Genomic DNA, 26,648 nt, shown 5'->3' with positions numbered 1-26,648 from the left:
TTCTATGTCACTGCCGTTCAAACCCCATATCATCGCCCTGCTCTGTAGCGCTGGCTTACTCGCGGCGGCGGGAACACTCTATGTGCAAAGCCGTACTCCAGAGAAGGTCACTGAGGCGGCGGCGCAGCCTGCACCGGCACCAACGCCAACCTCACCTCCTGCCGCAGCGCAGCCGGTGACCACCACCTACACCCAGGCGCAAATTGATCAGTGGGTCGCGCCCATCGCGCTCTACCCGGACAGTCTGCTGTCGCAGGTGTTGATGGCCTCCACTTATCCCGACAACGTCATGCAGGCGGTACAGTGGTCCCAGGATAACCCCGCGATAAAAGGGGATGCGGCGGTTCAGGCGGTTGCCAGTCAGCCGTGGGATCCCAGCGTCAAATCCCTTGTCGCTTTCCCTGCCCTGCTGGCGATGATGGGCGAAAATCCGCCGTGGGTGGAGAACCTCGGCAATGCGTTTTTGGCCCAGCCGCATGATGTGATGGACTCGGTGCAGCGCCTGCGCGCTATTGCCCAGCAGACCGGGACCCTGAAATCCACGCCACAGCAGAAAGTGATTGTCACCCCTGCCGCACCGGTTTCCGCCAGCAGCACGGCAGCAACGTCCACCACCCACTCGGCGGCGCCTGCACCCACGCAGGTCATTAAAATAGAACCGACCAATCCGCAGGTGGTCTATGTTCCCAGCTATAACCCCTCCACCGTCTATGGCACCTGGCCAAACAGCGCCTATCCGCCGGTCTACCTGCCGCCGCCTCCCGGGGAGCAGTTTACCGATAGCTTCGTCAAAGGCTTCGGTTACAGCCTGGGCGTGGCCACTACCTGGGCGCTGTTTAGCAGTATCGACTGGGATGATGATGATGACCACCACCATCACGATGACGACTATCACCACGGCGATTACTCGCATAATGGCGATAACATCAATATTAATGTAAATAATTTCAATCATATAACGGGAGAAAACCTGCCGGGCAACCACGTTAACTGGCAGCATAATCCTGCCTATCGCGGTCACACACCGTATCCCGATAATACGGTTGCTCAACGCTTCCATCAGACCAACGTTTCCGGCGGACTGAGCGCTACCCAACATGCGCCAGTCGATCGCGAAGCGCAGCGCCAGGCAGCGATGACCCAGCTGCAGCATAACGTACCGGCGGCGACAGCGGGCAACCTGGCGGCAAACAACGCCTCACGCGATGCCCAGCGTCAGGCAGCTTCGGCGCAATTGAAACAAGCCACCCAGCGCAGCAACTATCGCGGTTACGACAGCACACCAACCTCGACCCAGCAGCAGCGTCGCGAGGCGGCGAAAACGCAGTTGAAAAATCCCACGCCGCAACAACAGCAGCGTCTGGAAACCGTTAAGAGCCGCGAGCAGAACCTGACACCTCAGCAGCAACAGCATCGGCAGCAGATCCAGTCCGCCACGCCCGCGCAGCGTCAGCAGCAGGTTAGTCATTTACGCGCCAGCGCTCTTAGCGGCAACGAAAGCCGCGCCCCCTCCTGGCAAGCGCAGCAGGAACGGGGACTGCAAAGTCGGCAGTTTTCCGCTGTAAACCGCGAGGAGCGTGGCGGCGCCAGAGAACGTCTTTCCGAACACCATGAACTGCGCCGCCGCTGAGGATGAGCAGAATGAGAAACCTATTACCTATTGCCCTGTTCACATTGATACTGTCACCGTTAGCCGCCTTCGCCCAGCAGCAGTTTTCTACCCCGGAGCAGGCCGCGAGCGCGCTGGCTGAGGCGCTCAGCCAGCAAAATGAAGCGGCGCTGAGCAAGGTGCTCGGCGATAACTGGCAGCAATTTTTACCTACCGATGGGATCGACCCCAGCGCCGTCGACCGTTTTCAGCGCGACTGGCAGGTAAAACATGTCATCGTGCAGCAGGGTGATAACGCCTGGCTCGACGTCGGCAGCGAAGCATGGCGGTTGCCGGTGCCTATCGTAAAAACGTCTCAGGGCTGGCGCTTTGATATGGCCGCAGGCGAAGAGGAGATCCTCACCCGCGCCATCGGTCGCAATGAACTGTCAGCGATAGCCGCCATGCACGCTTACGTTGACGCCCAGCAGGATTACTACCAGCTTAATCACCGCTGGGCGCAGAAAATCATCAGCAGTGAAGGCAAAAAAGATGGGTTGTACTGGCCGACGTCGCCGGGTGAGACGCCCAGCCCGCTGGGGCCGGCATTCAGCCCGACGGAGCCCGGCGCCGGTTATCATGGCTATCGTTTCCGCATTATCGCAGGCCGCGATGACCAGGATGCGGCCTTGCTTGCCTGGCCTGTGGAATGGGGTGAAACCGGAGTGATGAGCTTTATGATCGATCTACACGATACCGTTTATCAGGCTAATCTCGGCGAAGAGAGCGCCGCAAAAGCGCAGGCCATCACGCGCTTTGCCCCCGATGCTGACGCCGGCTGGCAGGTTGTCAAACCATAAAAAAACGCCAGGTTGCCCTCAAGCAACCTGGCGTTTCTATTCGCTTAGCCCTGATGGGGCATCAGAGACGGATCGCCAGCAAAAGTCGGCTTTGTGCTGGATAATGCCGCTTCATCAGCGCTGATGCTTCCGGAGTTCGCCGCCCATACCCCCTCATTCGTCTTCGTCACCTGCTGATGCTGGGCATTCAGATCCTGCCCCATCGCCGCGATATGGGTCGTTTCCGTGCCACCGCTGTTGTCCGCCCAGGGGATGGTGGCGTCAGCCGCGCAGGCCACACCGGATAGGCACGTTGCAGCGACCAGCGCTGCGGTTAAAAAGCGTTTCATCTCACACCTCAACTATATCGTTAACTGCCTATAAGTTTATGGCGTGATTATTTTCAAAGTATGTATGAGGTGTAGCGGTTTATGAACGGAGACATAGTTCTAAACATCAGGCATAAAAAAAGCGGCTCCGGGAGCCGCTTATGCTTTTAGCCTGAAAGAAAAAGTTACTTTTTCTTCGCTTTGGCGTTTGGCAGATCGGTGATGCTGCCTTCGAAGACTTCTGCCGCCAGGCCAACAGACTCGTGCAGAGTCGGGTGAGCATGGATGGTCAGCGCGATGTCTTCAGCGTCGCAGCCCATTTCGATAGCCAGGCCGATCTCACCCAGCAGCTCGCCGCCGTTGGTGCCGACAATCGCGCCGCCGATAACACGGTGGGTCTCTTTGTCGAAGATCAGTTTGGTCATACCGTCTGCGCAGTCGGAAGCGATAGCACGGCCGGAAGCAGCCCACGGGAAGGTGGCGGTTTCGTAGCTGATGCCTTTCTCTTTCGCTTCTTTCTCAGTCAGACCAACCCATGCCACTTCTGGCTCAGTGTAGGCGATGGACGGGATCACTTTCGGATCGAAGTAGTGTTTCAGGCCGGAGATAACTTCTGCGGCAACGTGACCTTCGTGTACGCCTTTGTGCGCCAGCATCGGCTGACCGACGATATCGCCGATAGCAAAGATGTGCGGCACGTTGGTGCGCATTTGTTTGTCAACGCGGATGAAGCCACGATCGTCCACTTCCACGCCCGCTTTACCTGCGTCGAGGTTTTTGCCGTTCGGTACGCGACCGATAGCGACCAGCACGGCGTCGTAACGCTGCGCTTCAGCCGGCGCTTTTTTGCCTTCCATGGAAACGTAAATACCGTCTTCTTTCGCTTCAACGGCAGTCACTTTGGTTTCCAGCATCAGGTTGAATTTCTTGCTGATGCGTTTAGTGAAGACTTTCACCACGTCTTTATCGGCAGCCGGGATAACCTGGTCGAACATTTCAACCACGTCAATCTCTGAACCCAGCGCATGGTATACGGTACCCATTTCCAGACCGATGATACCGCCACCCATGACCAGCATACGTTTCGGTACGGATTTCAGTTCCAGGGCGTCGGTGGAGTCCCATACGCGCGGATCTTCATGCGGGATAAACGGCAGCTGAATCGGACGGGAGCCCGCCGCGATGATGGCGTTGTCGAAGTTGATCACGGTTTTACCGTTTTCGCCTTCCACTTCCAGGGTGTTGGCGCCGGTAAATTTACCCAGACCGTTAACCACTTTCACTTTACGGCCTTTAGCCATGCCAGCCAGGCCGCCGGTCAGCTGAGTGATAACTTTTTCTTTCCAGGTGCGGATCTTGTCAATGTCGGTTTTCGGTTCGCCGAAAACGATGCCGTGTTCGGCCAGCGCTTTCGCTTCTTCGATAACTTTTGCCACGTGCAGCAGCGCTTTAGACGGGATACAACCCACGTTCAGGCAAACGCCACCGAGGGTGCTGTAACGTTCTACGATGACGGTTTCCAGACCTAAATCAGCGCAACGGAAGGCTGCAGAGTAACCTGCGGGGCCTGCCCCAAGTACCACGACCTGAGTTTTGATTTCAGTACTCATCATGACCTCTGTAATTTATATCCGGCGGGTCTGACGCTATTATTCTTACGCCCAAGTCCACCGGGACGTTCTATCCGCGTGTATTTTACAAAATTGTTAACAATTTTTAAACAACAAACGGCAAACGATTTTGTCCTTTGTTGCTGATAATCCCCAACAGCCTGAGGTTATCAGAAAAAAGCCGGCCGTCAGGCCGGCTTTTTCGATTACATCACCAGACGGCGAATGTCGCTCAAGGTGTTGTTAATGATGGTAATGAAGCGGGCACCATCAGCACCGTCGATGACGCGGTGGTCGAAGGACAGAGAGATCGGCATCATCAGACGCGGAACGAACTCTTTACCATTCCATACCGGCTCCATCGCGGACTTAGACACGCCCAGGATGGCCACTTCCGGCGCGTTAACAATCGGCGCGAAGTGGGTAGTGCCCAGGCCGCCGATGCTGGAGATGGTGAAGCAACCGCCCTGCATTTCGCCAGCCGTCAGCTTGCCATCGCGCGCTTTCTTCGAGATGGTGGTCAGTTCACGAGACAGCTCGGTGATGCTCTTCTTATTCACGTCTTTGAAGACCGGAACCACCAGACCGTTCGGGGTATCAACCGCCACACCGATGTTGATGTATTTCTTCAGCGTCAGGCGCTGACCATCTTCGGACAGCGAGCTGTTGAAGCGCGGCATCTGCTCAAGCGCAGCGGCAACGGCTTTCATGATGAAGACCACTGGGGTGAATTTCACGTCCAGTTTACGCTTCTCAGCTTCGGCGTTCTGCTGCTTACGGAACGCTTCCAGATCGGTGATATCGGTTTTGTCGAAGTGGGTAACGTGCGGGATCATCACCCAGTTACGGCTCAGGTTAGCCCCAGAGATTTTCTGGATACGACCCAGTTCCACTTCTTCGATTTCACCAAACTTGCTGAAGTCAACCTTCGGCCATGGCAGCATGCCCGGGATACCGCCGCCAGCGGCAGCCGCCGGTGCGGATTCAGCGCGTTTAACCGCGTCTTTCACATAAGCCTGAACGTCTTCGCGCAGGATACGACCTTTACGGCCGGTGCCTTTCACTTTTGCCAGGTTAACGCCGAACTCGCGCGCCAGGCGGCGAATCAGCGGCGTCGCGTGAACGTAAGCATCGTTTTCAGCGAATTCAGTTTTGCCTTCTGCTTTCGCAGCCGGTGCAGCGGCAGGCTTAGCGGCCTGAGCCGGTGCAGCAGCCGGTGCCGGAGCAGCAGCCTGAGCCGGCGCGGCGGCAGGCGCAGCGCCTTCCACTTCGAAGACCATGATCAGGGAACCGGTTTTGACTTTATCGCCGGTGCTGATTTTGATCTCTTTGACGGTACCTGCGAATGGCGCCGGCACTTCCATAGACGCTTTGTCGCCTTCGACGGTGATCAGGGACTGCTCAGCAGCCACTTTATCGCCGACTTTAACCATCACTTCAGTGACTTCAACTTCATCACCGCCGATGTCCGGGACGTTAACGTCTTTCGCGCCAGCGGCGGCAGCCGGTGCCGCGGCAGCCGGAGCGGCAGCTTGTGCCGGAGCAGCGGCAGGCGCAGCGCCCGCCACTTCGAAGATCATGATCAGGGAGCCGGTGGACACTTTATCGCCGGTGTTGATTTTGATCTCTTTCACGGTACCCGCGAACGGCGCCGGCACTTCCATAGAGGCTTTATCGCCTTCTACGGTGATCAGGGATTGCTCAGCGGCGATGGTGTCGCCCACTTTAACCATGATCTCAGTAACTTCAACTTCATCGCCGCCGATATCCGGGACGTGAACTTCTTTCGCTGCCGCGGCAGCTGCTGGCGCAGCCGCAGCCGGCGCGGCTTCTTTCTTCTCTTCCTGCGCAGGTGCAGCGGCTGCTGCACCCTCGGCGGAATCGAAAATCATAATCAGTTTGCCAGTCTCGGTTTTGTCGCCGACGGAGACTTTAATCTCTTTCACGACGCCAGCCTGCGGAGACGGGACTTCCATAGAGGCTTTATCGCCTTCTACGGTGATCAGCGACTGTTCAGCTTCTACTTTGTCGCCCACTTTGACCAGGATCTCGGTGATTTCAACTTCATCAGCCCCGATGTCCGGTACTTTGATTTCGATAGCCATTATTCTTTTACCTCTTACGCCAGACGCGGGTTAACTTTTTCTGCATCGATGTCGAATTTCGCGATAGCGTCAGCCACCACTTTCTTATCGATTTCACCACGTTTAGCCAGTTCGCCCAGCGCTGCAACGACCACATAGGAAGCATCGACTTCGAAGTGGTGACGCAGGTTTTCACGGCTGTCGGAACGACCGAAGCCATCGGTACCCAGTACGCGGTAATCATCAGCCGGTACATAAGTACGAACCTGCTCAGCGAACAGTTTCATATAGTCAGTGGATGCCACGGCCGGAGCGTCGTTCATTACCTGAGCGATATACGGCACGCGCGGGGTTTCCAGCGGGTGCAGCATGTTCCAGCGTTCGCAATCCTGGCCATCACGCGCCAGTTCGGTGAAGGAGGTGACGCTATACACGTCAGAGCCCACGCCGTAGTCTTTCGCCAGGATCTGCGCTGCTTCACGAACGTGACGCAGGATAGAACCGGAGCCCAGCAGCTGAACTTTACCTTTGCTACCTTCAATGGTTTCGAGTTTGTAGATACCTTTACGGATACCTTCCTCGGCACCTTCCGGCATGGCCGGCATGTGGTAGTTTTCGTTCAGCGTAGTGATGTAGTAGTAAACGTTCTCTTGTTTCTCACCGTACATACGCTCCAGGCCATCATGCATGATGACAGCCACTTCGTATGCATAGGACGGATCGTAAGAGATACAGTTCGGGATAGTCAGCGACTGAATATGGCTGTGGCCATCTTCGTGCTGCAGACCTTCGCCGTTCAGCGTTGTACGACCGGAAGTACCACCGATCAGGAAGCCGCGAGCCTGCTGGTCGCCTGCCTGCCAGCACAGGTCGCCGATACGCTGGAACCCGAACATCGAGTAGTAGATGTAGAACGGGATCATCGGCAGGTTGTTGGTGCTGTAAGAAGTCGCCGCAGCCAGCCAGGATGCGCCTGCGCCCAGCTCGTTGATCCCTTCCTGCAGGATCTGGCCTTTCTCGTCTTCTTTGTAGTAAGCAACCTGCTCACGGTCCTGCGGGGTGTACTGCTGGCCGTTCGGGCTGTAAATACCGATCTGACGGAACAGACCTTCCATACCGAAAGTACGCGCTTCGTCGGCGATAATCGGCACGAGGCGGTCTTTGATGGATTTGTTCTTCAGCATCACGTTCAGGGCACGAACAAATGCGATAGTGGTAGAGATCTCTTTATTCTGCTCTTCCAGCAGCGGAGCGAAATCTTCCAGCGTCGGCAGCTCCAGCTTCTCAGAGAAGTTCGGCTGACGGCTCGGCAGATAGCCGTGCAGTTTCTGGCGCTGAGCGTGCAGATAGGTGTGCTCTTCGGAACCTTCCGGGAAGGTGACGTACGGCAGTTTTTCGAGATCGGCATCGGCAACCGGCACGTTGAAACGATCGCGGACGTAACGAACGCCGTCCATGTTCATTTTCTTAACCTGGTGGGCGATGTTCTTACCTTCAGCGGTGTCACCCATGCCGTAACCTTTAATGGTATGGGCGAGGATTACGGTCGCTTTGCCTTTGGTTTCCTGCGCTTTTTTCAGTGCAGCGTAAACTTTCTTCGGATCGTGGCCGCCGCGGTTCAGGGCCCAAATCTGCTCGTCAGTCCAGTCGGCAACCAGCGCCGCGGTCTCCGGATATTTACCGAAGAAGTGCTCGCGCACATATGCACCGTCTTTGGATTTGAAGGTCTGGTAATCGCCGTCAACGGTTTCTTCCATCAGCTGGATCAGCTTACCGCTGGTGTCTTTACGCAGCAGCTCATCCCAACGACCGCCCCAGATAACCTTGATAACGTTCCAGCCTGCGCCCGCGAAGATGCCTTCCAGTTCGTTGATGATTTTGCCGTTACCCGTTACCGGGCCATCAAGACGCTGCAGGTTACAGTTGATAACGAAGACCAGGTTGTCCAGCTTCTCGCGGGTGGCGATGGTGATCGCACCTTTAGATTCCGGCTCGTCCATCTCACCGTCGCCCAGGAAAGCATAAACGGTTTGTTTGGAGGTGTCTTTCAGACCACGGTGTTCCAGATATTTCAGGAATTTAGCCTGATAAATTGCCCCGATTGGGCCCAGACCCATAGAAACGGTCGGGAACTGCCAGAATTCCGGCATCAGTTTCGGGTGCGGATAAGAGGACAGACCTTTACCGTGAACTTCCTGACGGAAATTGTTCATCTGCTCTTCAGTCAGACGACCTTCCAGGAAAGCACGCGCATACACGCCCGGAGAGATGTGGCCCTGGAAGTACACCAGATCGCCGCCATCCTGCTCGTTGCGTGCGCGGAAGAAGTGGTTGAAGCACACTTCGTAGAAGGTTGCGGAAGACTGGAAGGAAGCCATGTGGCCGCCCAGTTCGAGATCTTTTTTCGATGCGCGCAGAACGGTCATGATCGCGTTCCAGCGGATCGCAGAACGGATACGACGTTCCAGATCCAGATTCCCCGGGTATTCCGGTTCATCTTCAACGGCAATAGTGTTGACGTAACCGCCGGTCGATGCGCCAGCAGCCACTTTCACCCCGCCTTTGCGGGCTTCAGAAAGGAGTTGGTCAATAAGATACTGAGCACGCTCAACACCTTCTTCACGGATGACCGATTCGATCGCCTGTAGCCAGTCGCGAGTTTCGATCGGATCCACGTCATTTGGTAAACGTTCTGACATGGGGGGTATTCCTTATCTATCTAATCGTTGATTAATCTGGAACCTGTCCCATTGAACTCTTCGTTCTTCACCTTTGAACAACCAAAAATTCAATAAGACAGGTTCTGCGTTTAGTTGCCGCGCTCTAAAAATGGCGCTTAAGAACCGGAGTTCTCGTCCTTTCGTTGCTGTAAACGACGCAGTGAGCGCTCTCTACGACTCTGCTCACGGCTACGGTCCAGCAAAATTTCCTCAATGAACGCCAGGTGACGGTGCGACGCCTCACGCGCCTGCTCCGGCTCCCCGGCCATTATCGCCTCGAAAATGCGAGTACGATGGTTGCTGACCAACGGGAGCATTTCCCGGCGGGCATACAGCAATTCAAAGTTCTGACGAACGTTTTGTGCCAGCATCGGCTCCATACACCTTAGCAGATGGAGCAAAACCACATTGTGTGCCGCCTCGGTGACGGCGATTTGATACTGGACGACGGCGCCGGACTCAGCGTCCAGATCGCCCGACTGCTGCGCCCGTTCAATGGCCTGATGCAGCTCGCGGATACGATCGCGATCTTCATCATTGCTGCGCAGCGCCGCGTAATAAGCCGCGATGCCTTCCAGCGCGTGACGGGTCTCAAGCAGATCGAATTGGGATTCAGGGTGATCGGACAGCAGCTCGACCAGCGGATCGCTGAAGCTCTGCCACAGGCGGCTCTGAACAAACGTTCCACCTCCCTGACGACGAAGCAACAAGCCCTTGGCTTCGAGGCGTTGAATCGCCTCACGCAGCGAGGGGCGGGAAACGTCGAACTGCTTAGCCAGTTCGCGTTCGGGCGGAAGTTTTTCACCGGGGCGCAAGGTCCCCTCAAGGATCAGAAACTCCAGCTGCTGCTCTATCACATCGGATAATTTTGGTTGGCGGATTTTGCTGTAGGCCATATTCCCTGTCTCTGCCATTAGCCCGGAGTCAATTGGTCTTACCAATTTAAAGTTCGTAGCGCTAAAGTAACAAAGTATTCACCTTCTGTCCATACAGGTTTTGATTGAAATCAGTAAACCGCGGACATTTTAACAACCTTACAGAAATAACATTTCAGAAATGTAACCTTGCACAAATGTTACGTTTACTCACAAAGGGGTAGCGTTAACTTTATGGAAACGAAAAATTACGCTATCTGAACCGATTCAACTGCGCCATAGATGAATAAAAAATCAAATTAACAGAATAAATAACCAATCATGGGTAATGCGATGGAATAATACTGAATGTGTCTATTGATGTCTTTTTAGACACATCGTCATCATCCCTTCATAAAGCAGGTGCATTCGGTCGCGCTTAACACTATTCTCCCTCAGACGAAAGGCCTTTTTTTGAATTACCACACCGCCTTCCGTAAACAAAACAATACAGAAACGGAAGTCGCTAAATACACAAACACAACAATATGTGCGCGCCATCACTCAGGTAAAAAGTGGGCCACTTCGCCCAAATTTTCGCTGGCTATGCTTTCTGGCAGGGACAGCAGAGAAGCAGCAACCTGACGGATGACGTACACAAAAAATAACCACACACGAGGTTTCATATGGAAGGTCAACAGCACGGCGATCGGCTGAAGCGCGGCCTGAAAAACCGCCACATTCAGCTTATCGCGCTGGGCGGGGCTATCGGCACCGGCCTGTTTCTGGGAAGCGCGTCCGTCATTCAGTCCGCCGGCCCGGGTATCATTCTTGGTTACGCTATCGCCGGCTTTATCGCCTTTCTGATCATGCGTCAGTTGGGTGAGATGGTGGTGGAAGAGCCGGTAGCAGGTTCGTTTAGCCACTTCGCATATAAATACTGGGGCGGCTTTGCCGGCTTCGCTTCCGGCTGGAACTACTGGGTGCTGTATGTCCTGGTGGCCATGGCGGAACTCACCGCCGTCGGCAAATATATCCAGTTCTGGTGGCCGGAAATCCCGACCTGGGCCTCTGCGGCGGTCTTCTTCATCGCTATCAACGCCATTAACCTGACCAACGTGAAAGTGTTCGGGGAAATGGAGTTCTGGTTCGCGATTATCAAAGTGGTCGCCGTGGTGGCGATGATTCTGTTCGGCGGCTGGCTGCTGTTCAGCGGCAACGGCGGCCCGCAGGCGACGGTACGTAACCTGTGGGATCAGGGTGGCTTCCTGCCGCACGGCTTTACCGGACTGGTAATGATGATGGCGATCATCATGTTCTCCTTCGGCGGTCTGGAGCTGGTGGGGATCACCGCGGCGGAAGCGGATAATCCGGAGCAAAGCATTCCGAAAGCCACCAACCAGGTTATCTACCGTATCCTGATCTTCTATGTTGGCTCGCTGGCGGTGCTGCTCTCCCTGCTGCCGTGGACCCGCGTGACCGCGGACACCAGCCCATTCGTCCTGATTTTCCATGAGCTTGGCGATACGCTGGTGGCAAATGCCCTTAACGTCGTGGTGCTGACGGCGGCTCTGTCGGTTTATAACAGCTGCGTCTACTGCAACAGCCGTATGCTGTTCGGCCTTGCCCAGCAGGGTAACGCGCCGAAAGCGCTACTCAGCGTCGACAAACGCGGCGTGCCGGTGAATACCATCCTCGTCTCGGCCCTGGTGACCGCGCTGTGCGTACTGATAAACTACCTGGCGCCGGAATCCGCCTTCGGCCTGTTGATGGCGCTGGTGGTCTCGGCCCTGGTTATCAACTGGGCGATGATCAGCCTGGCGCATATGAAATTCCGTCGCGCCAAACAGCAGCAGGGGGTCACCACTCGCTTCCCTGCCCTCTTCTACCCGCTGGGTAACTGGGTTTGCCTGCTGTTTATGGCGGCAGTGCTGGTGATTATGCTGATGACCCCGGGGATGGCGATTTCCGTTTGGCTGATCCCGGTATGGATTGCGGTGCTGGGCGTGGGCTATCTGTTTAAACAGAAAGCCGCCGCCACCATAAAAGCACAATAATACATCTCATAAATATTTCTCTTTGCTCTGCGCCCCTCCCTGAATAACGGGCGCAGAGCATTGTTATCTGCTTCACACTTTCCCCTCCATAGCTGATATATCCATATCGTTAACGAGTTCCTGCAACGTATTTCCCTCGATAGCAGCCAATAATTCTCTCCATACTGCAACGGAGAGACCGCACATGGCAGACAATAGACTATCAATAAAGGAAAAGATTGGTTACGGGATGGGTGATGCCGGATGCAATATCATATTTGGCGCCATCATGCTGTTTGTTAACTATTTTTATACCGATATCTTCGGCCTGGCGCCGGCGCTGGTCGGCGTACTGCTGTTGTCGGTGCGCGTCATCGATGCGGTGACCGATCCGATTATGGGCGCCCTTGCCGACCGTACCCGCAGTAAATATGGCCGCTTTCGTCCATGGCTACTGTGGATTGCCTTCCCCTACGCCCTGTTCAGCGTGCTGATGTTCACTACTCCTGAGTGGACCTATAACAGCAAAGTTATCTATGCGTTCGTGACCTACTTTCTGCTGTCGGTGACCTATACCGCGATTAACATCCCCTACTGCTCGCTGGGAACGGTGATGACCGCTGATCCGAAAGAACGCGTTGCCTGCCAGTCCTATCGTTTTGTTATGGTGGGTATCGCCACGCTGCTGCTGTCATTGACGCTGCTGCCAATGGCCGACTGGTTCGGCGGCGCCGATAAAGCGAAGGGCTACCAGATGGCGATGACCGTGCTGGCCTTTATCGGCATGTGTATGTTCCTGTTCTGCTTCGCTACCGTGCGTGAACGCATACACCCGGCGGTGCAGACGAATGATGAACTGAAAAAAGACCTCAAAGACGTGTGGAAAAATGACCAGTGGGTGCGCATCCTGCTGCTCACGCTGTGCAACGTCTGCCCGGGCTTTATTCGCATGGCCGCCACCATGTATTACGTCACCTGGGTGATGGGACAAAGCACCCATTTTGCCACCCTGTTTATCAGCCTCGGCGTGGTCGGGATGATGATTGGCAGCATGCTGGCGAAAGTCCTCACCGACCGCTGGTGCAAACTGCAGGTTTTCTTCTGGACCAACATCGTGCTGGCGATTTTCTCCTGCGCCTTCTATTTCTTTAATCCGCACGCCACCACGCTGATTATGGTGCTCTACTTCCTGCTCAACATCCTGCATCAGATCCCCTCTCCGCTGCACTGGTCGCTGATGTCCGACGTTGACGACTATGGCGAGTGGAAAACCGGTAAGCGCATCACCGGCATTAGCTTCTCCGGCAATCTGTTCTTCCTCAAGGTCGGCCTGGCGGTCGCCGGAGCAATGGTAGGTTTCCTGCTGTCATGGTACGGCTACGACGCCGGCGCGAAAGCGCAAAGCGCCTCCGCCCTCAACGGCATCGTGCTCCTATTCTCGGTCATCCCCGGCGTCGGCTATCTGATCACCGCCGGCGTGGTGCGCCTGCTGAAGGTTGACCGCACCCTGATGCGCCAGATTCAAAGCGATTTAGAGAAGCGCCGCAGCAACTACAGCGAGCTGAACGAATACCAGGAACTGAAAACCAGTGAACACGTAAGGAAAGCCTGATGAACAACTGGCCAAACCCCTTTATTGAACAGCGCGCAGACCCCTTTATTCTGCGCCACCTTAATCACTACTACTTTATTGCCTCGGTACCGGAATATGACCGGCTGGAGATCCGGCGCGCGGCCACCCTTGAAGGATTGCGCGATGCTGAGCCGGTAGTGGTCTGGCGCGCGCCGCAAAGCGGGCCGATGAGCCAGCTGATTTGGGCGCCGGAGCTGCATGAAATAGACGGTAAGTGGTATATCTATTTTGCCGCCACCCATACTCACGATCTGGATGCGCTGGGGATGTTCCAGCATCGCATGTTCGTTCTCGAGTGCGCCGACAACGATCCGCTGACCGGTCGCTGGCAGGAAAAAGGCCAGGTGGTCACGCCTTTCGATACCTTCGCCCTCGATGCCACTACTTTTATCCATCAGGGCAAACGCTGGTATCTGTGGGCGCAAAAATCCCCGCATATCGAAGGCAACTCAAACTTATATCTTGCTGAAATGGCCAACCCGTGGACGCTAAAAGGCGAGCCGGTCATGCTGAGCAAGCCGGAGTTCGACTGGGAGTGCCGGGGATTTAAGGTCAACGAAGGTCCTGCGGTGCTGGTGCATGGCGATAAGCTGTTCATCAGCTATTCCGCCAGCGCCACCGATGAAAACTACTGCATGGGGTTGTTATGGATCGACCGGCAGGCCGATCCGCTGCAGCCGACGAACTGGCATAAAGCCCCGCAGCCGGTCTTTCGTACCAGCTATGAAAACCGCCAGTATGGCCCGGGCCATAATAGTTTTACCCAAACGCCGGCAGGGGAAGATGTGCTGGTGTATCACGCGCGGAATTACACCGAGATAGAAGGCGATCCACTGTATGACCCCAATCGCCATACGCGGTTAAAACTCGTCAGCTGGAGGGAGGACGGGATGCCCGACTTCGGCATCCCGCCGGCGGATACGCTGTAGCGGTTCGGAATGAAGCCCGCTGACGCGGGTTCTGCAGGCCGGGTCAGGCGAAGCCGCCACCCGGCAACAAGAGTCCCGCAGGTGCATGCATCGTGGCAGGCTGAGCGCGGGCTCAGGCCGTTAAACCAGGGTGCCGTAAATCGTCAGCAGCGCCATGATCACCACCACCACCAGCGAGGTTTTCTTGGCCATCGACACCGCGGCCTTCGGGGTCGCCACTTTATCCACGTGCGGTTCACGAGCCAGGGAATACTGCGCCAGGCGGGTCAATACCTGATACTGCGATGAATGGCGGTCGCCTAACGATGCAAACCACGCCGGGAGCGCTTTCTCTCCATGCCCCACCAGAGCATAGACAACCCCCACCAGACGCACCGGCAGCCAGTCCACGATATGCAAGAGACCATCGATTCCAGACTGCAAACGATGATGCGGCGTCTGGTAGCGCGCCAGCCACGTCTGCCAGGCACGCAGGACGCTATAAGCGATAAGCGTCAGCGGCCCCCACGCGCCCCCCACCACAAACCAGAAAAGCGGCGCCAGGTAATATCGATAGTTAATCCACAGCAGCGCATTTTGCAGCTCACTCAGATATTCACGCTCATCGCAGCCCGGCGGTACGCCGTGGATCAGCGTCAGCTCGCTGGCCATGGCATCGCAGGCGCGACTGTCATTGCGCGACGCCGCTTTCAGATAGGCATGATAATGCAGCCGAACCTTGCCTGCCCCGATGCACAACAGGCCCAGCAAGATCCAGAACACCAGCAGAGGTACGTTAAATAGCTGCCCCTGCAGCAGGCGCTGAATGAGATACACCACCGCGACAGCCACCACCGTCATCAGCAGCGTGCCCAGCAGCGAAAAATGTTTTATCCGGCGGAACACCACCTCCAGCCGATGATCAAGCTGCCAGTGTTCGCCCAGCTTAAACAGCCGTTCGGCGATAAGCACCAGCAGCGTCGTAAACAGCGTCATGATGTCTCCTTATCTGACGGCGCACTGAGTAGCGCCCGGAATTTTATCCAGTCAAAGGCCGGTCCTGGATCGGTTTTCCGCACGGGCGCGATATCGCTGTGGCCCGCGATGTTTTCGGCGATAGCCGGGTAAATCGTGATCAGTAGTTCCGTCACCGCCGCCAGCTGCTGGTACTGCGCATCGGTATACGCCAGGGTATCCGTGCCTTCCAGCTCAATGCCAATGGAAAAGTCATTGCAGCGTTCTCGCCCCTGATAGCAGGAGACCCCCGCATGCCACGCACGCTTATCGAAAGGCACATACTGCACGATTTCGCCATCACGGCGAATCAGACAATGTGCCGAAACGCGCAGATGAGCAATCTCGGCAAAGAAAGGATGCGCATGCGGATCCAGGGTGCCAGTGAACAGCGCATCAATCCACGGACCACCAAATTCACCCGGTGGCAGGCTAATGTTATGCACCACCAGTAAGGAAGGGGCTTCTTCATCCGGACGGCAGTCATGGTGCGGCGAGGGAACCCGACGCGCGCCGACCAGCCATCCCTCGTTCAACTGCATGCGGGATCTCCTTTCGCGAACTCATGCTTCCGGGCCACACGCCGGCCCAAAGGATGAAGTGTGTATGGTACTGAAACGTCGTTCAGGTTAGCATGTTTCCCACTTCTGAATCTTATCTATCTGGAGCTTTATCATGTCGCCTCGTCGTTACAACCCCGACCGCCGCCGTGACGTGCTGCTGGAACGTATTAACCTCGATATTACCGATGCTGTCGCACACTCCCTGCGGGAAGATTTGGGCGGCGAAGTCGACGCCAACAACGATATTAGCGCGCAATTATTGCCGCAGGATGCACGCTCCCATGCGGTGGTCATTACCCGCGAAGATGGCGTCTTCTGTGGCAAACGCTGGGTGGAAGAGGTCTTTATTCAGCTCGCCGGTGACGACGTGAATATCACCTGGCACGTGGCCGACGGCGATGCGGTCAAAGCCGACCAGCCGCTGTTCGAGCTGGAAGGCCCGTCGCGTATTCTGCTCACCGGCGAACGCACGGCGCTGAACTTTGTGCAAACTCTCTCCGGCGTCGCCAGCGTCGTCCGTCGCTACGTCGACCTGCTGGCCGGCACCAAAACCCAACTTCTGGATACCCGTAAAACGCTGCCAGGGCTGCGTACCGCGCTGAAATACGCGGTACTCTGCGGCGGCGGCGCCAACCACCGCCTGGGCCTGTTCGACGCTTTCCTGATTAAAGAAAACCATATCATCGCCTCCGGTTCGATCCGTCAGGCGGTGGAAAAGGCGTTCTGGCTACATCCTGATGTGCCGGTGGAAGTGGAAGTGGAAACCCTGGATGAGCTGGAGCAGGCGTTAAAAGCCGGGGCGGACATCATTATGCTCGATAACTTCACCACCGACCTGATGCGCGAGGCGGTGAAAATCACCGCAGGCCAGGCGGCGCTGGAGGTCTCCGGTAACGTCACCTTCGACACCATCCGCGAATTTGCCGACACCGGCGTCGACTATATCTCCGTCGGCGCCCTGACCAAACATGTGCAGGCGCTCGACCTGTCGATGCGTTTTCGCTAAGTAATTGGCCTTCACGCTGCCGGGCGTGAGGGCCTGATTTTGCGAGCCGACTCGCAGCCGTTCATGCCCACCATGTAAGCAAAGTAAAAACCCTGGAATCTGGTTTCCCGGATTGTTTTCGCCTCCTCGCCTGGTATCCCAAATCCCGTCACAGTGCTCCTGTCACAACAAGGAGCGACTTATGGATAAACAACGTGGTTTCACCCTGATTGAACTGATGGTGGTCATTGGGATCATCGCTATTCTCAGTGCCATTGGCATCCCGGCCTACCAGAACTACCTGCGTAAAGCCGCCCTCACCGACCTGCTGCAGACCTTTGTCCCTTACCGGACGGCCATCGAACTTTGCGCGCTCGATCATGGCGGCCTGACGGTATGTGACGGCGGCAGCAACGGCATTCCCTCGCCGACAACCACTCGCTACCTCTCCGCCATGAGCGTGGCCAAAGGGGTCGTCACCCTCACCGGCCAGGAAAGCCTGAACGGACTGGGCGTCACCCTGACGCCGACCTGGGATAACGCCGAGGGCGTCACTGGCTGGCAGCGCGTCTGCACTATCACCGGCAACAGCGCCCTTCAGCAGGCCTGCGAAGACGTCTTCCGGGTGAAGTAAGGGCAAACACATGAAAACAGAACAGCTGATCCCTCTCTGTCGCCGCTATCACGCCATGTTACTGCATAGCGACGAGCAGACAATAGCCATTGCGGTGGTCGATACCCCACCGGCGGAGCTGATGGAGGCGCTGCGCTTCGCGACGCAAAAGCGAATCGATATTGAATGCTGGAGCCAGGAACAGATGGACAAGCGTCTGCAGGCCCAGGAAAAGCAGGCGCAACTGGCGCAAAACGCGGGGCCAGAGAATATCGCCGAACGGGTCAACCAGATCCTCGAACAGGCTCTGCGTCAGCGGGCGTCCGATATTCATATCGAACCCACGGAAACGCATTTACGCATCCGCCTGCGGGTCGATGGCGTCCTCCATGCCCTGCCGTTGCTGGCCCCCGAGCTGGCGGCACCGGTTATCGCGCGACTCAAGGTCATGGCCAGTCTCGATATCGCCGAGCATCGTTTACCACAGGATGGTCAGTTCGCGCTGAACCTCGGCGGACGACCGCTCTCCTTTCGCATCGCCACTCTACCCTGCCGCTATGGCGAAAAAATTGTCCTGCGTCTTCTGCATCAGGTTGACCAGGCCCTGGATCTGGAGGCCCTCGGACTCTCCTCGTCCCAGCTGGCGGCTTTTCGCCAGGCGCTTAATCAGCCGCAGGGTCTACTGCTGGTCACCGGCCCGACCGGAAGCGGTAAAACGGTGACCCTCTACAGCGCCCTGCAGGCCAGAAACCGGGAGCAAGTGAACATCTGTAGCGTCGAGGATCCGCTGGAGATCCCCATCGCCGGGATGAATCAGACGCAAATTAATCCGCGTTCCGGGCTCACCTTTCACAGCGTACTCCGCGCCCTGTTACGCCAGGATCCGGATATTGTCATGGTAGGCGAGATTCGTGACGCCGAGACCGCTGAAATAGCCCTGAAAGCCGCCCAGACCGGCCATCTGGTGCTTTCCACCCTGCACACCAACTCCACCAGCGAAACCCTCACCCGCCTGCAGCAGATGGGCATCGCCCGCTGGATGATATCTTCAGCGCTCTCGCTGGTTATCGCCCAGCGCCTGGTCCGCAAGCTGTGCCCCCACTGTCGGCGCAATGTCGGTAGCGCCGCCGACCTGCCGCACAGCCTGTGGCCACGCCCGCTGCCGCGCTGGCAGGCGGCTGGCTGCGATCACTGTTATCACGGTTATCACGGCAGGCTGGCGCTGTTTGAGGTCATGCCTGTCACCCCCGGGTTACGCCAGGGAATAGTCCAGGGGCTGAATGCCATTGAGATTGAATCTCTGGCGCGAGCCGAGGGGATGATGACGCTTTTTGAAAGCGGTTGTCAGGCTATCGAACAGGGGCTGACCAGCCTTGAAGAGGTGGTGCGGGTGCTGGGGATCCCCCATGGCGACTAAGCGTCTCTGGCGCTGGCGCGGTATCGATGCGCACGGCGCCCCTTGCCAGGGGATGCTATGGCAAGCCAGTCGTCTGGAGGTGCTGCACGACCTTCAGCAGCAGCGCGTCATGCCGCTGGCCGTGCGCCGCTGTGCAGTGAAGCTGAATCTCTGGCACCCACGCTACAGTAGCGAAACGATCCGTCAGCTCGCCACCCTGCTGCAGGCCGGCCTGCCGCTGGCGGACGGTTTATCTCTGCTGGCGCAGCAGCAACCACACCCGCAATGGCAAGCGCTGCTTGAGTCCCTGGGCCGCGAACTGGCTCAGGGTGTAGCTTTCACTACCGCGCTGGCGCAGTGGCCTCAAGCCTTTCCGCCGCTTTATCTGGCGATGATTAGCACCGGCGAACTGACAGGCAAGCTCGATATTTGCTGCCAGCAGCTGGCCAACCAACAGCAGGAGCAGCAGCGGCTCGCCGGCAAGGTCAAAAAAGCGCTGCGTTACCCGCTGATCGTACTCGCCCTGGCGCTGCTGGTGGTGCTGGGGATGCTCTATTTTGTCCTGCCCGAGTTCACCGCTATCTACCAGACGTTCAGTACGCCGCTGCCGCTGTTGACGCGGATGGTCGTTGCGGCAGGCGACATGCTAAGTCGCGGCTGGCCGCTACTGCTGGCCCTTTTCCTGAGCCCGCTGCTGCTCAACCAGCTGGTCCGGCGGCGTAGCGACTGGTTGCTGCGTCGCCAGCGATTGCTGAACGCGCTCCCTCTCATCGGCCCCCTGATCGGCGGCCAACAGCTGAGCCTGATCTTTACCATCCTGGCGTTAACCCAAAGCGCCGGTATTAGCTTTCTGCAGGGTTTGCAAAGTGTTGAAGCAACTCTGTCGTGCCCACTCTGGCGCCAGCGCCTGGCGCAAGCCCGTACGCTGATAGCCCAGGGGGAACCGATTTGGCAGGCGTTAAGCCGGTGCGGCGGTTTTACTCCGCTGTGCCTGCAGCTCATCCGTACGGGTGAAAGCGCGGGGGCGCTGGATCAAATGCTGGAAAATCTGGCGCACCATCATCGAGAGCAAACGCATCAGCGAGCCGACAGTCTGGCTGCGCATCTCGAACCCATCATGCTGGTGATAACCGGTTCACTGGTCGGCATTCTGGTGGTGGCGATGTATTTGCCCGTTTTTCATCTGGGCGATGCCATTGGCGGGGCGGGAGGGTGAGAAACGCTGGCGCAGCACAGGCGCCAGCGAAGCCGCTTACAGGCTATTGAATATCCGGTTCTCTTGTTCCTGAACGCGGATAAAGGTCGTCCGTTTGGTCAGCTCTTTCAGACGCGACGCGCCAACATAGGTGCAGGCTGAACGCAGGCCGCCAAGGATATCGCGAGCAGTATTATCCACCGGGCCACGCAGCGGTAGCTTAACGGTTTTACCTTCCGCCGCGCGGTATTTCGCGACACCGCCCACATGGCGCGTCATCGCCGACTCGGAGCTCATGCCATAGAACAGCATGAATTTTTCCCCGTTCTCTTCAACGATGGTTCCGCCGCTCTCTTCATGGCCCGCCAGCATGCCGCCGAGCATCACGAAATCGGCGCCGCCGCCGAAAGCTTTCGCCACATCACCCGGCATGGTGCATCCCCCGTCGCTGATGATCTGGCCGCCCAGGCCGTGCGCCGCATCAGCGCACTCGATCACGGCGGAGAGCTGCGGATAGCCGACGCCAGTTTTGACGCGGGTAGTGCAGACGGAACCCGGGCCAATCCCGACTTTCACAATATCGGCGCCGGAGAGGATCAGCTCTTCGCACATTTCACCAGTGACCACGTTTCCGGCGATAATGGTTTTCTGCGGCCAGGCTTCACGAGCTTTCGCCACAAACTGCACGAAGTGCTCAGAGTAGCCGTTAGCCACGTCGATGCACACAAATTTCAGTTGCGGATTCTGAGAGAGGATCTGTTGCGTCTTTTCGAAATCCGCATCGGAAGTGCCGGTGGAAACCATCACATGCTTGAGGACGTCTGCGGACGCGCCCTGTACAAACGCCTGCCATTCCTCAACGGTGTAGTGCTTGTGTACCGCGGTCAGAATACCAAAAGTGGCCAGTGCTTGCGCCATACTGAAGGTGCCGACGGTATCCATGTTGGCCGCAATAATTGGCACACCGGACCAGGTCTGGCCTGAATGTTTGAAAGTGAATTCACGTTCCAGCTCAACATCAGAACGGCTTTTGAGAGTAGAGCGTTTCGGGCGGATAAGAACGTCTTTGAAACCAAGCTTCAGATCTTCTTCAATACGCATGTGCGAATTCCTGGGGTTAATTGCATTATTGTGAGAGCACAACTCCAGTGACGTTATCATACGCACGAATCAGGCCTGCGCAAGACTGCGATTTTCACTTTTTTTACGCTACAATCGTATAAATTTACCTGGTGAATGGAGAAAAAAGCGCTTATGCCTTTCCTCGCCAGCGTATTATTTTTAACCATTTGATTTTCTTGATTAAAAGAAACAGAATAGCGGGCGGCGATCCCGGTTGGCACGTGACTATCACGACATGATCACTATCACCTCTCCGACGTGCGGCCAGTCATCGCTGTCTGAATGCAAAAAATACGAGCAATCCGTTTCAGGGTCAGAAGATATGGGGTACACAGTCGCGTTAACAGGTGGGATCGGCAGCGGTAAAAGCACGGTCGCAGACGCCTTCGCGCAGCTCGGGGTTAACGTTGTTGATGCCGATGTTATCGCCCGCCAGGTGGTCGAACCTGGCACCCCAGCGCTCCAGGCCATCGCCGGCCACTTTGGGTCGCAGATGATTGCCCCCGACGGCACGCTGAACCGCCGCCTGCTGCGGGAAAAAATTTTTGCTCACGTGGAGGATAAAGCCTGGCTTAACGCGCTGTTGCATCCGCTGATCCAGCAGGAAACGCGCCGCCAGATGCAGGCTGCTACCTCCCCTTATCTCCTCTGGGTCGTACCTTTGCTGGTCGAAAACCGCCTGTCCGGTCAGGCCGATCGCGTACTGGTCGTCGATGTGCCAAAAGAAACGCAGATCGAACGCACCATGCTGCGTGACAAGGTCAGCCGCGAACATGCTGAACATATTCTTGCCGCTCAGGCCACGCGCGAGCAGCGCCTGGCCGTCGCGGACGATGTTATTGAAAACACTGGCACGCCGGATGCAGTGGCATCGGATGTTGCCCGCCTGCACGAAAAGTATTTAATGCTGGCATCGCAGGCCGCCTCACAGGAAAACTCGTAATGCATACCCCCGTTCTGTTTGAACATCCTCTTAATGAGAAAATGCGTACCTGGCTGCGCATCGAATTTCTGATCCAGCAAATGGCTTTCCATCCGATGATTGCCACTCATGCCGATGCGCTCCATTTTTTCCGTAACGCCGGCGATCTGTTGGATGTGCTGGAGCGTGGCGAGGTGCGTACCGACCTGGTTAAAGAACTGGAGCGCCAGCAGCGCAAGCTCCAGTCCTGGGCTGAAGTACCGGGCGTCGATCAGGAGCGCATTAACGAACTGCGCCAGCAGCTGAAGCAATCCTCCAGCACCCTGATGGCCGCGCCGCGTATTGGCCAGTTTCTGCGTGAAGATCGCCTGATTGCGCTGGTGCGTCAGCGCCTGAGTATTCCAGGCGGCTGCTGCAGCTTCGATTTACCGACCCTGCATATCTGGCTCCATATGCCACAGGCGCATCGGGACGAGCAGGTGGCCAGCTGGCTCGCCAGCCTCGATCCGCTGATCCAGTCCCTGAACCTGATCCTCGACCTGATCCGTAACTCTGCGCTGTTTCGCAAACAGACCAGCCTCAATGGCTTTTACCAGGATAATGGCGAAGATGCCGATCTGCTACGTCTGCGTCTCGATCTGGCTCACCAGCTGTATCCGCAGATCTCCGGCCATAAGAGCCGTTTCGCTATCCGTTTCCTGCCGCTGGACAGTGAGTATGGGATCGTGCCGGAGCGCTTTGATTTTGAACTGGCCTGCTGCTAAGGAGATAACATGTCTGAAGAGACCATCGTCAACTGCCCGACCTGCGGCAAAAACGTGGTGTGGGGTGAGCAGAGTCCCTTTCGTCCATTCTGCAGCAAGCGCTGTCAGCTGATCGATCTGGGAGAATGGGCCGCAGAAGAGAAACGCATCCCCAGTGCGGGCGATCTCTCCGACAGCGATGACTGGAGCGAGCAGCAGCCCTGATTTACCGGCACGCTAACCCGATAATTATCGGGTTAGCGTTGTAGCCTGACGCTCAGCCCAGGCCGATAAGTTTGTTGATAACCGGTTCATTCGCCGGGGGGAACGCCTCTGGATCCAGTGTCTGACCCGCCATCCACCGTCCCGGTTGCCCTTCTTTACCCCATGGCTCGCCTTGCCAACTTTCCACAAGGAAAAACCACAGCGTTATATGGCGGTCAGGGAACTGATACTCCAGCTTATCAAATAGCGTTGCAGACCTTACCGTAATTCCAACCTCTTCCTGCAGCTCGCGAATTAGCGCCTGCTCCGGCGTCTCATCAGATTCAATCTTCCCGCCCGGGAACTCCAGCTTATTCGCCATATGGGCATCAGCGGCGCGCTGGGTAATAAAGATTTCGCCTTGCGGATTGCGAATTATCCCGACGGCGATTTGCAGTTTTTTCATTGAATCAGCTCCATAAAAAAGGCGCAGAACTCTGCGCCTTTGTTTTTTTATCAGGCCTTAGCTCAGACGGCCGTGGCACTGTTTATATTTTTTACCGGAACCGCACGGACAGGGATCGTTACGCCCCACTTTACGCTCGCCGGTTTGTGCCGCCAGATCCTCGGCAGCGGCCTCATCGTCGCTCTGATGGCTGAGCTGCTGCATCTGCGCCAGGCGCTCGGCTTCTTCACGACGCTGTTGCTCCATCGCTTCGACTTCTTCCGGCATACGCACCTGGACTTTGCTCAGGGTGCTAATCACTTCATACTTCAGTGACTCCAGCATCGCAGCAAACATAGAGAACGATTCGCGCTTGTACTCCTGCTTCGGATCTTTCTGCGCATAGCCACGCAGATGGATACCCTGACGCAGATAGTCCATCGCTGCCAGGTGCTCTTTCCACAGGGAGTCCAGGGTCTGCAGCATCACACCTTTCTCAAAGTGACGCATCATCTCGGCACCGACCACTTCTTCTTTACGCTGGTAAGTTTCTACCGCGCTCTGCAGAATACGTTCACGCAGGGTCTCTTCATGCAGCTCTGGCTCTTTATCCAGCCACTCTTTGATCGGCAGCTCGAGGTCGAAGTCGTTTTTCAGACGCTCCTGCAGGCCTTCAATATCCCACATCTCTTCCAGCGACTGCGGCGGAATATGCGCATCGATAGTCGCTTTAAAGACGTCTTCGCGGATGCTGTTGATGGTTTCGCTGACATCAGACACGTCCAGCAGTTCGTTACGCTGAGTGTAGATCGCGCGGCGCTGGTCGTTAGCCACATCATCATATTCCAGCAGCTGCTTACGAATATCAAAGTTACGGCTTTCCACTTTACGCTGGGCGTTGGCGATAGCCTTAGTCACCCATGGGTGCTCGATGGCTTCACCCGGTTTCATCCCCAGTTTGCGCATCATGCCGGACACACGATCGGAGGCGAAGATACGCATCAGGGCATCTTCCATCGACAGGTAGAAGCGGGAAGAACCGGCATCACCCTGACGACCCGCACGGCCACGCAGCTGGTTATCGATACGGCGTGATTCATGACGCTCAGTACCGATAATGTGTAGACCGCCTGCGGCCAGAACCGCATCATGGCGCACCTGCCAGTCCGCTTTGATTTTTTCAATCTGTTCCGCCGTCGGATTTTCCAGCGCGGCGACTTCCGCCTGCCAGCTACCGCCGAGCATAATATCGGTACCACGACCCGCCATGTTGGTGGCAATGGTCACCGCTGCCGGATAACCCGCCTGGGCGACGATATCCGCTTCGCTGGCGTGGAACTTGGCGTTCAGTACGTTGTGCTTGATGCCGGCTTTGGTCAGCTCGCGCGAAACTACTTCGGATTTTTCGATCGAGATAGTCCCCACCAGCACCGGCTGGCCGGCAGCGGTGCGGGTTTTAATATCTTCGATAATCGCCTGAATTTTTTCCGCTTCGGTCATATAGACCAGATCCGCCATGTCCTTACGGATCATCGGACGGTTGGTCGGCACGACAACGGTATCCAGCTTATAGATAGAGCTGAATTCGAAGGCTTCGGTATCCGCTGTACCGGTCATCCCCGCCAGTTTCTCGTACAGGCGGAAGTAGTTCTGGAAGGTGATAGAGGCCAGAGTCTGGTTTTCGTTCTGGATCTCCACGCCTTCTTTGGCTTCCACCGCCTGGTGCAGACCATCGGACCAACGGCGGCCTTGCATCGTACGGCCAGTGTGCTCATCGACGATGATAACTTCGCCATCTTTAACGATGTAGTCAACGTCGCGGGTGAACAACGCATGGGCGCGCAGCGCGGCGGTCACATGGTGCATCAGCATGATGTTGGTCGGGGAGTACAGCGACTCACCTTCTTCCATAATGCCTTCCTGCACCAGCAGCTCTTCGATGAGCACCAGACCGCGTTCGGTCAGGTTAACCTGGCGGGCTTTCTCATCAACAGAGAAGTGGCCTTCACCGGTAAAGGTATCCGAATCCTCTTTTTCCTGACGGATCAGGTGCGGGATGATTTTGTTTACCTTACGGTACATTTCAGAGCTGTCTTCCGCCGGACCGGAAATGATCAGCGGGGTACGCGCTTCGTCGATCAGGATGGAGTCCACCTCATCCACCAGCGCATAGTGCAGTTTACGTTGAACGCGCTCTTCCGGGCTGAAGGCCATGTTGTCGCGCAGATAGTCGAAGCCGTATTCGTTGTTGGTGCCGTAGGTAATGTCGGCCGCGTAGGCTTCACGCTTCGCCGGCGCCGGCAGACCGGACATATTGATGCCCACGCTCATACCAAGGAATTCGAACAGCGGACGGTTGTTTTCGGCGTCACGCTGCGCCAGATAGTCGTTGACGGTCACCACGTGGACGCCTTTACCGGTCAGCGCGTTGAGGTACGCCGGCAGGGTCGCGGTCAGCGTTTTACCTTCACCAGTACGCATCTCGGCGATGCAGCGATCGTTAAGCACCATACCGCCCAGCAGCTGGACGTCGAAGTGGCGCATGCCGAACACACGCTTACTGGCTTCGCGAACGACGGCAAAGGCTTCCGGGATCAGGTTTTCCAGCACTTCGCCTTTTTCCAGGCGCGCGCGGAATTCAGCAGTTTTCGCTTTCAGCTCGTCATCAGAGAGTTTTTCCATCGCCGGTTCCATACCGTTGATGATATTGACAACTTTGCGCATACGACGCAGCGTACGGTCGTTACGGCTGCCGAAAACCTTAGTTAACATTTTAATAAGCATAATAAAATCTCAAACGCCCCGCGGTGCGGAGTCACAAAAAATAGGATGGTCCGTGGTTATT

22 protein-coding genes are annotated in these 26,648 nt (G+C 56.5%); 12 read left to right on the top strand and 10 right to left on the bottom strand.

Annotation, left to right across the window (positions count from 1 at the left end; genetic code table 11):
* Window positions 1–4 precede the first annotated feature (4 nt).
* Together SPE70_RS04035 and SPE70_RS04030 are read left to right on the top strand one after the other, a co-directional pair.
* Window positions 5–1,630, top strand: a complete 1,626-nt coding sequence (locus tag SPE70_RS04035; RefSeq protein WP_324726486.1) for a DUF3300 domain-containing protein — start codon at window positions 5–7, stop codon at window positions 1,628–1,630.
* A gap of 11 nt (window positions 1,631–1,641) precedes the next feature.
* The gene (locus SPE70_RS04030) at window positions 1,642–2,448 is read left to right on the top strand and encodes a DUF2950 family protein (protein ID WP_012542842.1); all 807 of its coding nucleotides are present in this window, start codon (window positions 1,642–1,644) and stop codon (window positions 2,446–2,448) included.
* A gap of 44 nt (window positions 2,449–2,492) precedes the next feature.
* Here SPE70_RS04030 and SPE70_RS04025 read toward each other — a convergent pair whose 3' ends face one another.
* From SPE70_RS04025 to pdhR, 5 genes are all read right to left on the bottom strand, one after another.
* A complete protein-coding gene (locus SPE70_RS04025; protein ID WP_008807410.1) occupies window positions 2,493–2,777 on the bottom strand; it encodes a hypothetical protein in 285 nt (94 codons plus the stop codon).
* 164 nt (window positions 2,778–2,941) lie between these two features.
* Entirely contained in the window at window positions 2,942–4,366 is a 1,425-nt protein-coding gene (gene lpdA / locus SPE70_RS04020) for a dihydrolipoyl dehydrogenase (RefSeq protein ID WP_002888731.1), read from the bottom strand.
* Window positions 4,367–4,572: 206 nt separating this feature from the next.
* Complete coding sequence (gene aceF / locus SPE70_RS04015; protein WP_047667434.1) at window positions 4,573–6,471, bottom strand: pyruvate dehydrogenase complex dihydrolipoyllysine-residue acetyltransferase; 1,899 nt, start codon at window positions 6,469–6,471, stop codon at window positions 4,573–4,575.
* A 14-nt stretch (window positions 6,472–6,485) separates the two neighbouring features.
* Window positions 6,486–9,149 carry a pyruvate dehydrogenase (acetyl-transferring), homodimeric type gene (gene aceE / locus SPE70_RS04010; protein WP_008807412.1) on the bottom strand — a complete coding sequence of 888 codons (2,664 nt, stop codon included), beginning with the start codon at window positions 9,147–9,149 and terminating at the stop codon, window positions 6,486–6,488.
* Window positions 9,150–9,286: 137 nt separating this feature from the next.
* Window positions 9,287–10,066, bottom strand: coding sequence for a pyruvate dehydrogenase complex transcriptional repressor PdhR (gene pdhR / locus SPE70_RS04005; protein WP_002888699.1), 780 nt, complete (start codon window positions 10,064–10,066; stop codon window positions 9,287–9,289).
* Between the two features lie 644 nt (window positions 10,067–10,710).
* Here pdhR and aroP point away from each other — a divergent pair.
* The 3 genes from aroP to SPE70_RS03990 all read left to right on the top strand — a co-directional run bounded on the left by aroP (window position 10,711) and on the right by SPE70_RS03990 (window position 14,622).
* The gene (gene aroP, locus SPE70_RS04000) at window positions 10,711–12,081 is read left to right on the top strand and encodes an aromatic amino acid transporter AroP (protein ID WP_008807413.1); all 1,371 of its coding nucleotides are present in this window, start codon (window positions 10,711–10,713) and stop codon (window positions 12,079–12,081) included.
* A 184-nt stretch (window positions 12,082–12,265) separates the two neighbouring features.
* On the top strand, window positions 12,266–13,672 hold the full coding sequence (locus tag SPE70_RS03995) for a glycoside-pentoside-hexuronide (GPH):cation symporter (protein ID WP_008807414.1): 1,407 nt from the start codon (window positions 12,266–12,268) through the stop codon (window positions 13,670–13,672).
* Window positions 13,672–14,622 (top strand): glycoside hydrolase family 43 protein, encoded by a 951-nt coding sequence (locus tag SPE70_RS03990; RefSeq protein ID WP_012968931.1) that lies wholly within the window; start codon window positions 13,672–13,674, stop codon window positions 14,620–14,622. The genes SPE70_RS03995 and SPE70_RS03990 overlap by 1 nt, the downstream gene beginning before the upstream one ends.
* Window positions 14,623–14,742: 120 nt before the next feature.
* Here the strand turns inward: SPE70_RS03990 and ampE are convergent, their stop codons facing one another.
* Both ampE and ampD read right to left on the bottom strand, forming a co-directional pair.
* Window positions 14,743–15,597 (bottom strand): beta-lactamase regulator AmpE, encoded by an 855-nt coding sequence (ampE, locus tag SPE70_RS03985; RefSeq protein ID WP_012542846.1) that lies wholly within the window; start codon window positions 15,595–15,597, stop codon window positions 14,743–14,745.
* Complete coding sequence (gene ampD / locus SPE70_RS03980) at window positions 15,594–16,157, bottom strand: 1,6-anhydro-N-acetylmuramyl-L-alanine amidase AmpD (protein ID WP_008807417.1); 564 nt, start codon at window positions 16,155–16,157, stop codon at window positions 15,594–15,596. The genes ampE and ampD overlap by 4 nt, the downstream gene beginning before the upstream one ends.
* Before the next feature lie 133 nt (window positions 16,158–16,290).
* On the opposite strand from ampD, the gene nadC reads away from it, so the two are divergent.
* The 4 genes from nadC (at window position 16,291) to hofC (ending at window position 20,388) form a co-directional block, all read left to right on the top strand.
* Window positions 16,291–17,184 (top strand): carboxylating nicotinate-nucleotide diphosphorylase, encoded by an 894-nt coding sequence (gene nadC, locus SPE70_RS03975; protein WP_002888684.1) that lies wholly within the window; start codon window positions 16,291–16,293, stop codon window positions 17,182–17,184.
* A gap of 181 nt (window positions 17,185–17,365) precedes the next feature.
* On the top strand, window positions 17,366–17,797 hold the full coding sequence (gene ppdD / locus SPE70_RS03970) for a prepilin peptidase-dependent pilin (RefSeq protein WP_008807418.1): 432 nt from the start codon (window positions 17,366–17,368) through the stop codon (window positions 17,795–17,797).
* A 10-nt stretch (window positions 17,798–17,807) separates the two neighbouring features.
* Window positions 17,808–19,193 (top strand): type II secretion system protein GspE, encoded by a 1,386-nt coding sequence (gspE, locus tag SPE70_RS03965; RefSeq protein WP_064170619.1) that lies wholly within the window; start codon window positions 17,808–17,810, stop codon window positions 19,191–19,193.
* Entirely contained in the window at window positions 19,183–20,388 is a 1,206-nt protein-coding gene (gene hofC / locus SPE70_RS03960) for a protein transport protein HofC (protein WP_022066124.1), read from the top strand. Before gspE ends, hofC begins: the two co-directional genes overlap by 11 nt.
* 36 nt (window positions 20,389–20,424) lie before the next feature.
* Here the strand turns inward: hofC and SPE70_RS03955 are convergent, their stop codons facing one another.
* Window positions 20,425–21,468 carry a GMP reductase gene (locus SPE70_RS03955; RefSeq protein ID WP_022066125.1) on the bottom strand — a complete coding sequence of 348 codons (1,044 nt, stop codon included), beginning with the start codon at window positions 21,466–21,468 and terminating at the stop codon, window positions 20,425–20,427.
* A 343-nt stretch (window positions 21,469–21,811) separates the two neighbouring features.
* Between SPE70_RS03955 and coaE the strand changes: the two genes are divergently transcribed.
* Genes coaE through yacG form a run of 3 tightly spaced genes read left to right on the top strand, consistent with a single transcriptional unit; the run spans window position 21,812 to window position 23,379 of the window.
* Window positions 21,812–22,432 (top strand): dephospho-CoA kinase, encoded by a 621-nt coding sequence (gene coaE, locus SPE70_RS03950; RefSeq protein WP_008807423.1) that lies wholly within the window; start codon window positions 21,812–21,814, stop codon window positions 22,430–22,432.
* Entirely contained in the window at window positions 22,432–23,175 is a 744-nt protein-coding gene (gene zapD / locus SPE70_RS03945; RefSeq protein WP_008807424.1) for a cell division protein ZapD, read from the top strand. Before coaE ends, zapD begins: the two co-directional genes overlap by 1 nt.
* A 9-nt stretch (window positions 23,176–23,184) precedes the next feature.
* Complete coding sequence (yacG, locus tag SPE70_RS03940; protein WP_008807425.1) at window positions 23,185–23,379, top strand: DNA gyrase inhibitor YacG; 195 nt, start codon at window positions 23,185–23,187, stop codon at window positions 23,377–23,379.
* A gap of 52 nt (window positions 23,380–23,431) precedes the next feature.
* Here yacG and mutT read toward each other — a convergent pair whose 3' ends face one another.
* Both mutT and secA read right to left on the bottom strand, forming a co-directional pair.
* A complete protein-coding gene (gene mutT, locus SPE70_RS03935; RefSeq protein ID WP_012968936.1) occupies window positions 23,432–23,824 on the bottom strand; it encodes an 8-oxo-dGTP diphosphatase MutT in 393 nt (130 codons plus the stop codon).
* A 57-nt stretch (window positions 23,825–23,881) separates the two neighbouring features.
* Complete coding sequence (secA, locus tag SPE70_RS03930) at window positions 23,882–26,587, bottom strand: preprotein translocase subunit SecA (protein ID WP_012542851.1); 2,706 nt, start codon at window positions 26,585–26,587, stop codon at window positions 23,882–23,884.
* Window positions 26,588–26,648: the final 61 nt, after the last annotated feature.

Source organism: Klebsiella sp. ZJOU C1 (genome assembly GCF_035620215.1).
GTDB classification, from domain to species: Bacteria; Pseudomonadota; Gammaproteobacteria; order Enterobacterales; family Enterobacteriaceae; genus Klebsiella; species Klebsiella variicola.
Note: the sequence above shows the minus strand (reverse complement) of the source record. Positions and strands in the feature narration are given on the sequence as shown.

Excerpts from the sequence above, each read along its gene's own strand:
- ampD (WP_008807417.1), bottom strand. The coding sequence starts at position 16,157 with ATGCAGTTGAACGAGGGATGGCTGGTCGGCGCGCGTCGGGTTCCCTCG.
- SPE70_RS03955 (WP_022066125.1), bottom strand. The coding sequence starts at position 21,468 with ATGCGTATTGAAGAAGATCTGAAGCTTGGTTTCAAAGACGTTCTTATC.
- lpdA (WP_002888731.1), bottom strand. The coding sequence starts at position 4,366 with ATGAGTACTGAAATCAAAACTCAGGTCGTGGTACTTGGGGCAGGCCCC.
- secA (WP_012542851.1), bottom strand. The coding sequence starts at position 26,587 with ATGCTTATTAAAATGTTAACTAAGGTTTTCGGCAGCCGTAACGACCGT.
- SPE70_RS03990 (WP_012968931.1), top strand. The coding sequence starts at position 13,672 with ATGAACAACTGGCCAAACCCCTTTATTGAACAGCGCGCAGACCCCTTT.
- nadC (WP_002888684.1), top strand. The coding sequence starts at position 16,291 with ATGTCGCCTCGTCGTTACAACCCCGACCGCCGCCGTGACGTGCTGCTG.
- SPE70_RS04030 (WP_012542842.1), top strand. The coding sequence starts at position 1,642 with ATGAGAAACCTATTACCTATTGCCCTGTTCACATTGATACTGTCACCG.
- gspE (WP_064170619.1), top strand. The coding sequence starts at position 17,808 with ATGAAAACAGAACAGCTGATCCCTCTCTGTCGCCGCTATCACGCCATG.
- zapD (WP_008807424.1), top strand. The coding sequence starts at position 22,432 with ATGCATACCCCCGTTCTGTTTGAACATCCTCTTAATGAGAAAATGCGT.
- hofC (WP_022066124.1), top strand. The coding sequence starts at position 19,183 with ATGGCGACTAAGCGTCTCTGGCGCTGGCGCGGTATCGATGCGCACGGC.
- mutT (WP_012968936.1), bottom strand. The coding sequence starts at position 23,824 with ATGAAAAAACTGCAAATCGCCGTCGGGATAATTCGCAATCCGCAAGGC.
- aroP (WP_008807413.1), top strand. The coding sequence starts at position 10,711 with ATGGAAGGTCAACAGCACGGCGATCGGCTGAAGCGCGGCCTGAAAAAC.
- coaE (WP_008807423.1), top strand. The coding sequence starts at position 21,812 with ATGGGGTACACAGTCGCGTTAACAGGTGGGATCGGCAGCGGTAAAAGC.
- aceE (WP_008807412.1), bottom strand. The coding sequence starts at position 9,149 with ATGTCAGAACGTTTACCAAATGACGTGGATCCGATCGAAACTCGCGAC.
- aceF (WP_047667434.1), bottom strand. The coding sequence starts at position 6,471 with ATGGCTATCGAAATCAAAGTACCGGACATCGGGGCTGATGAAGTTGAA.
- ppdD (WP_008807418.1), top strand. The coding sequence starts at position 17,366 with ATGGATAAACAACGTGGTTTCACCCTGATTGAACTGATGGTGGTCATT.
- SPE70_RS04035 (WP_324726486.1), top strand. The coding sequence starts at position 5 with ATGTCACTGCCGTTCAAACCCCATATCATCGCCCTGCTCTGTAGCGCT.
- SPE70_RS04025 (WP_008807410.1), bottom strand. The coding sequence starts at position 2,777 with ATGAAACGCTTTTTAACCGCAGCGCTGGTCGCTGCAACGTGCCTATCC.
- ampE (WP_012542846.1), bottom strand. The coding sequence starts at position 15,597 with ATGACGCTGTTTACGACGCTGCTGGTGCTTATCGCCGAACGGCTGTTT.
- yacG (WP_008807425.1), top strand. The coding sequence starts at position 23,185 with ATGTCTGAAGAGACCATCGTCAACTGCCCGACCTGCGGCAAAAACGTG.
- SPE70_RS03995 (WP_008807414.1), top strand. The coding sequence starts at position 12,266 with ATGGCAGACAATAGACTATCAATAAAGGAAAAGATTGGTTACGGGATG.
- pdhR (WP_002888699.1), bottom strand. The coding sequence starts at position 10,066 with ATGGCCTACAGCAAAATCCGCCAACCAAAATTATCCGATGTGATAGAG.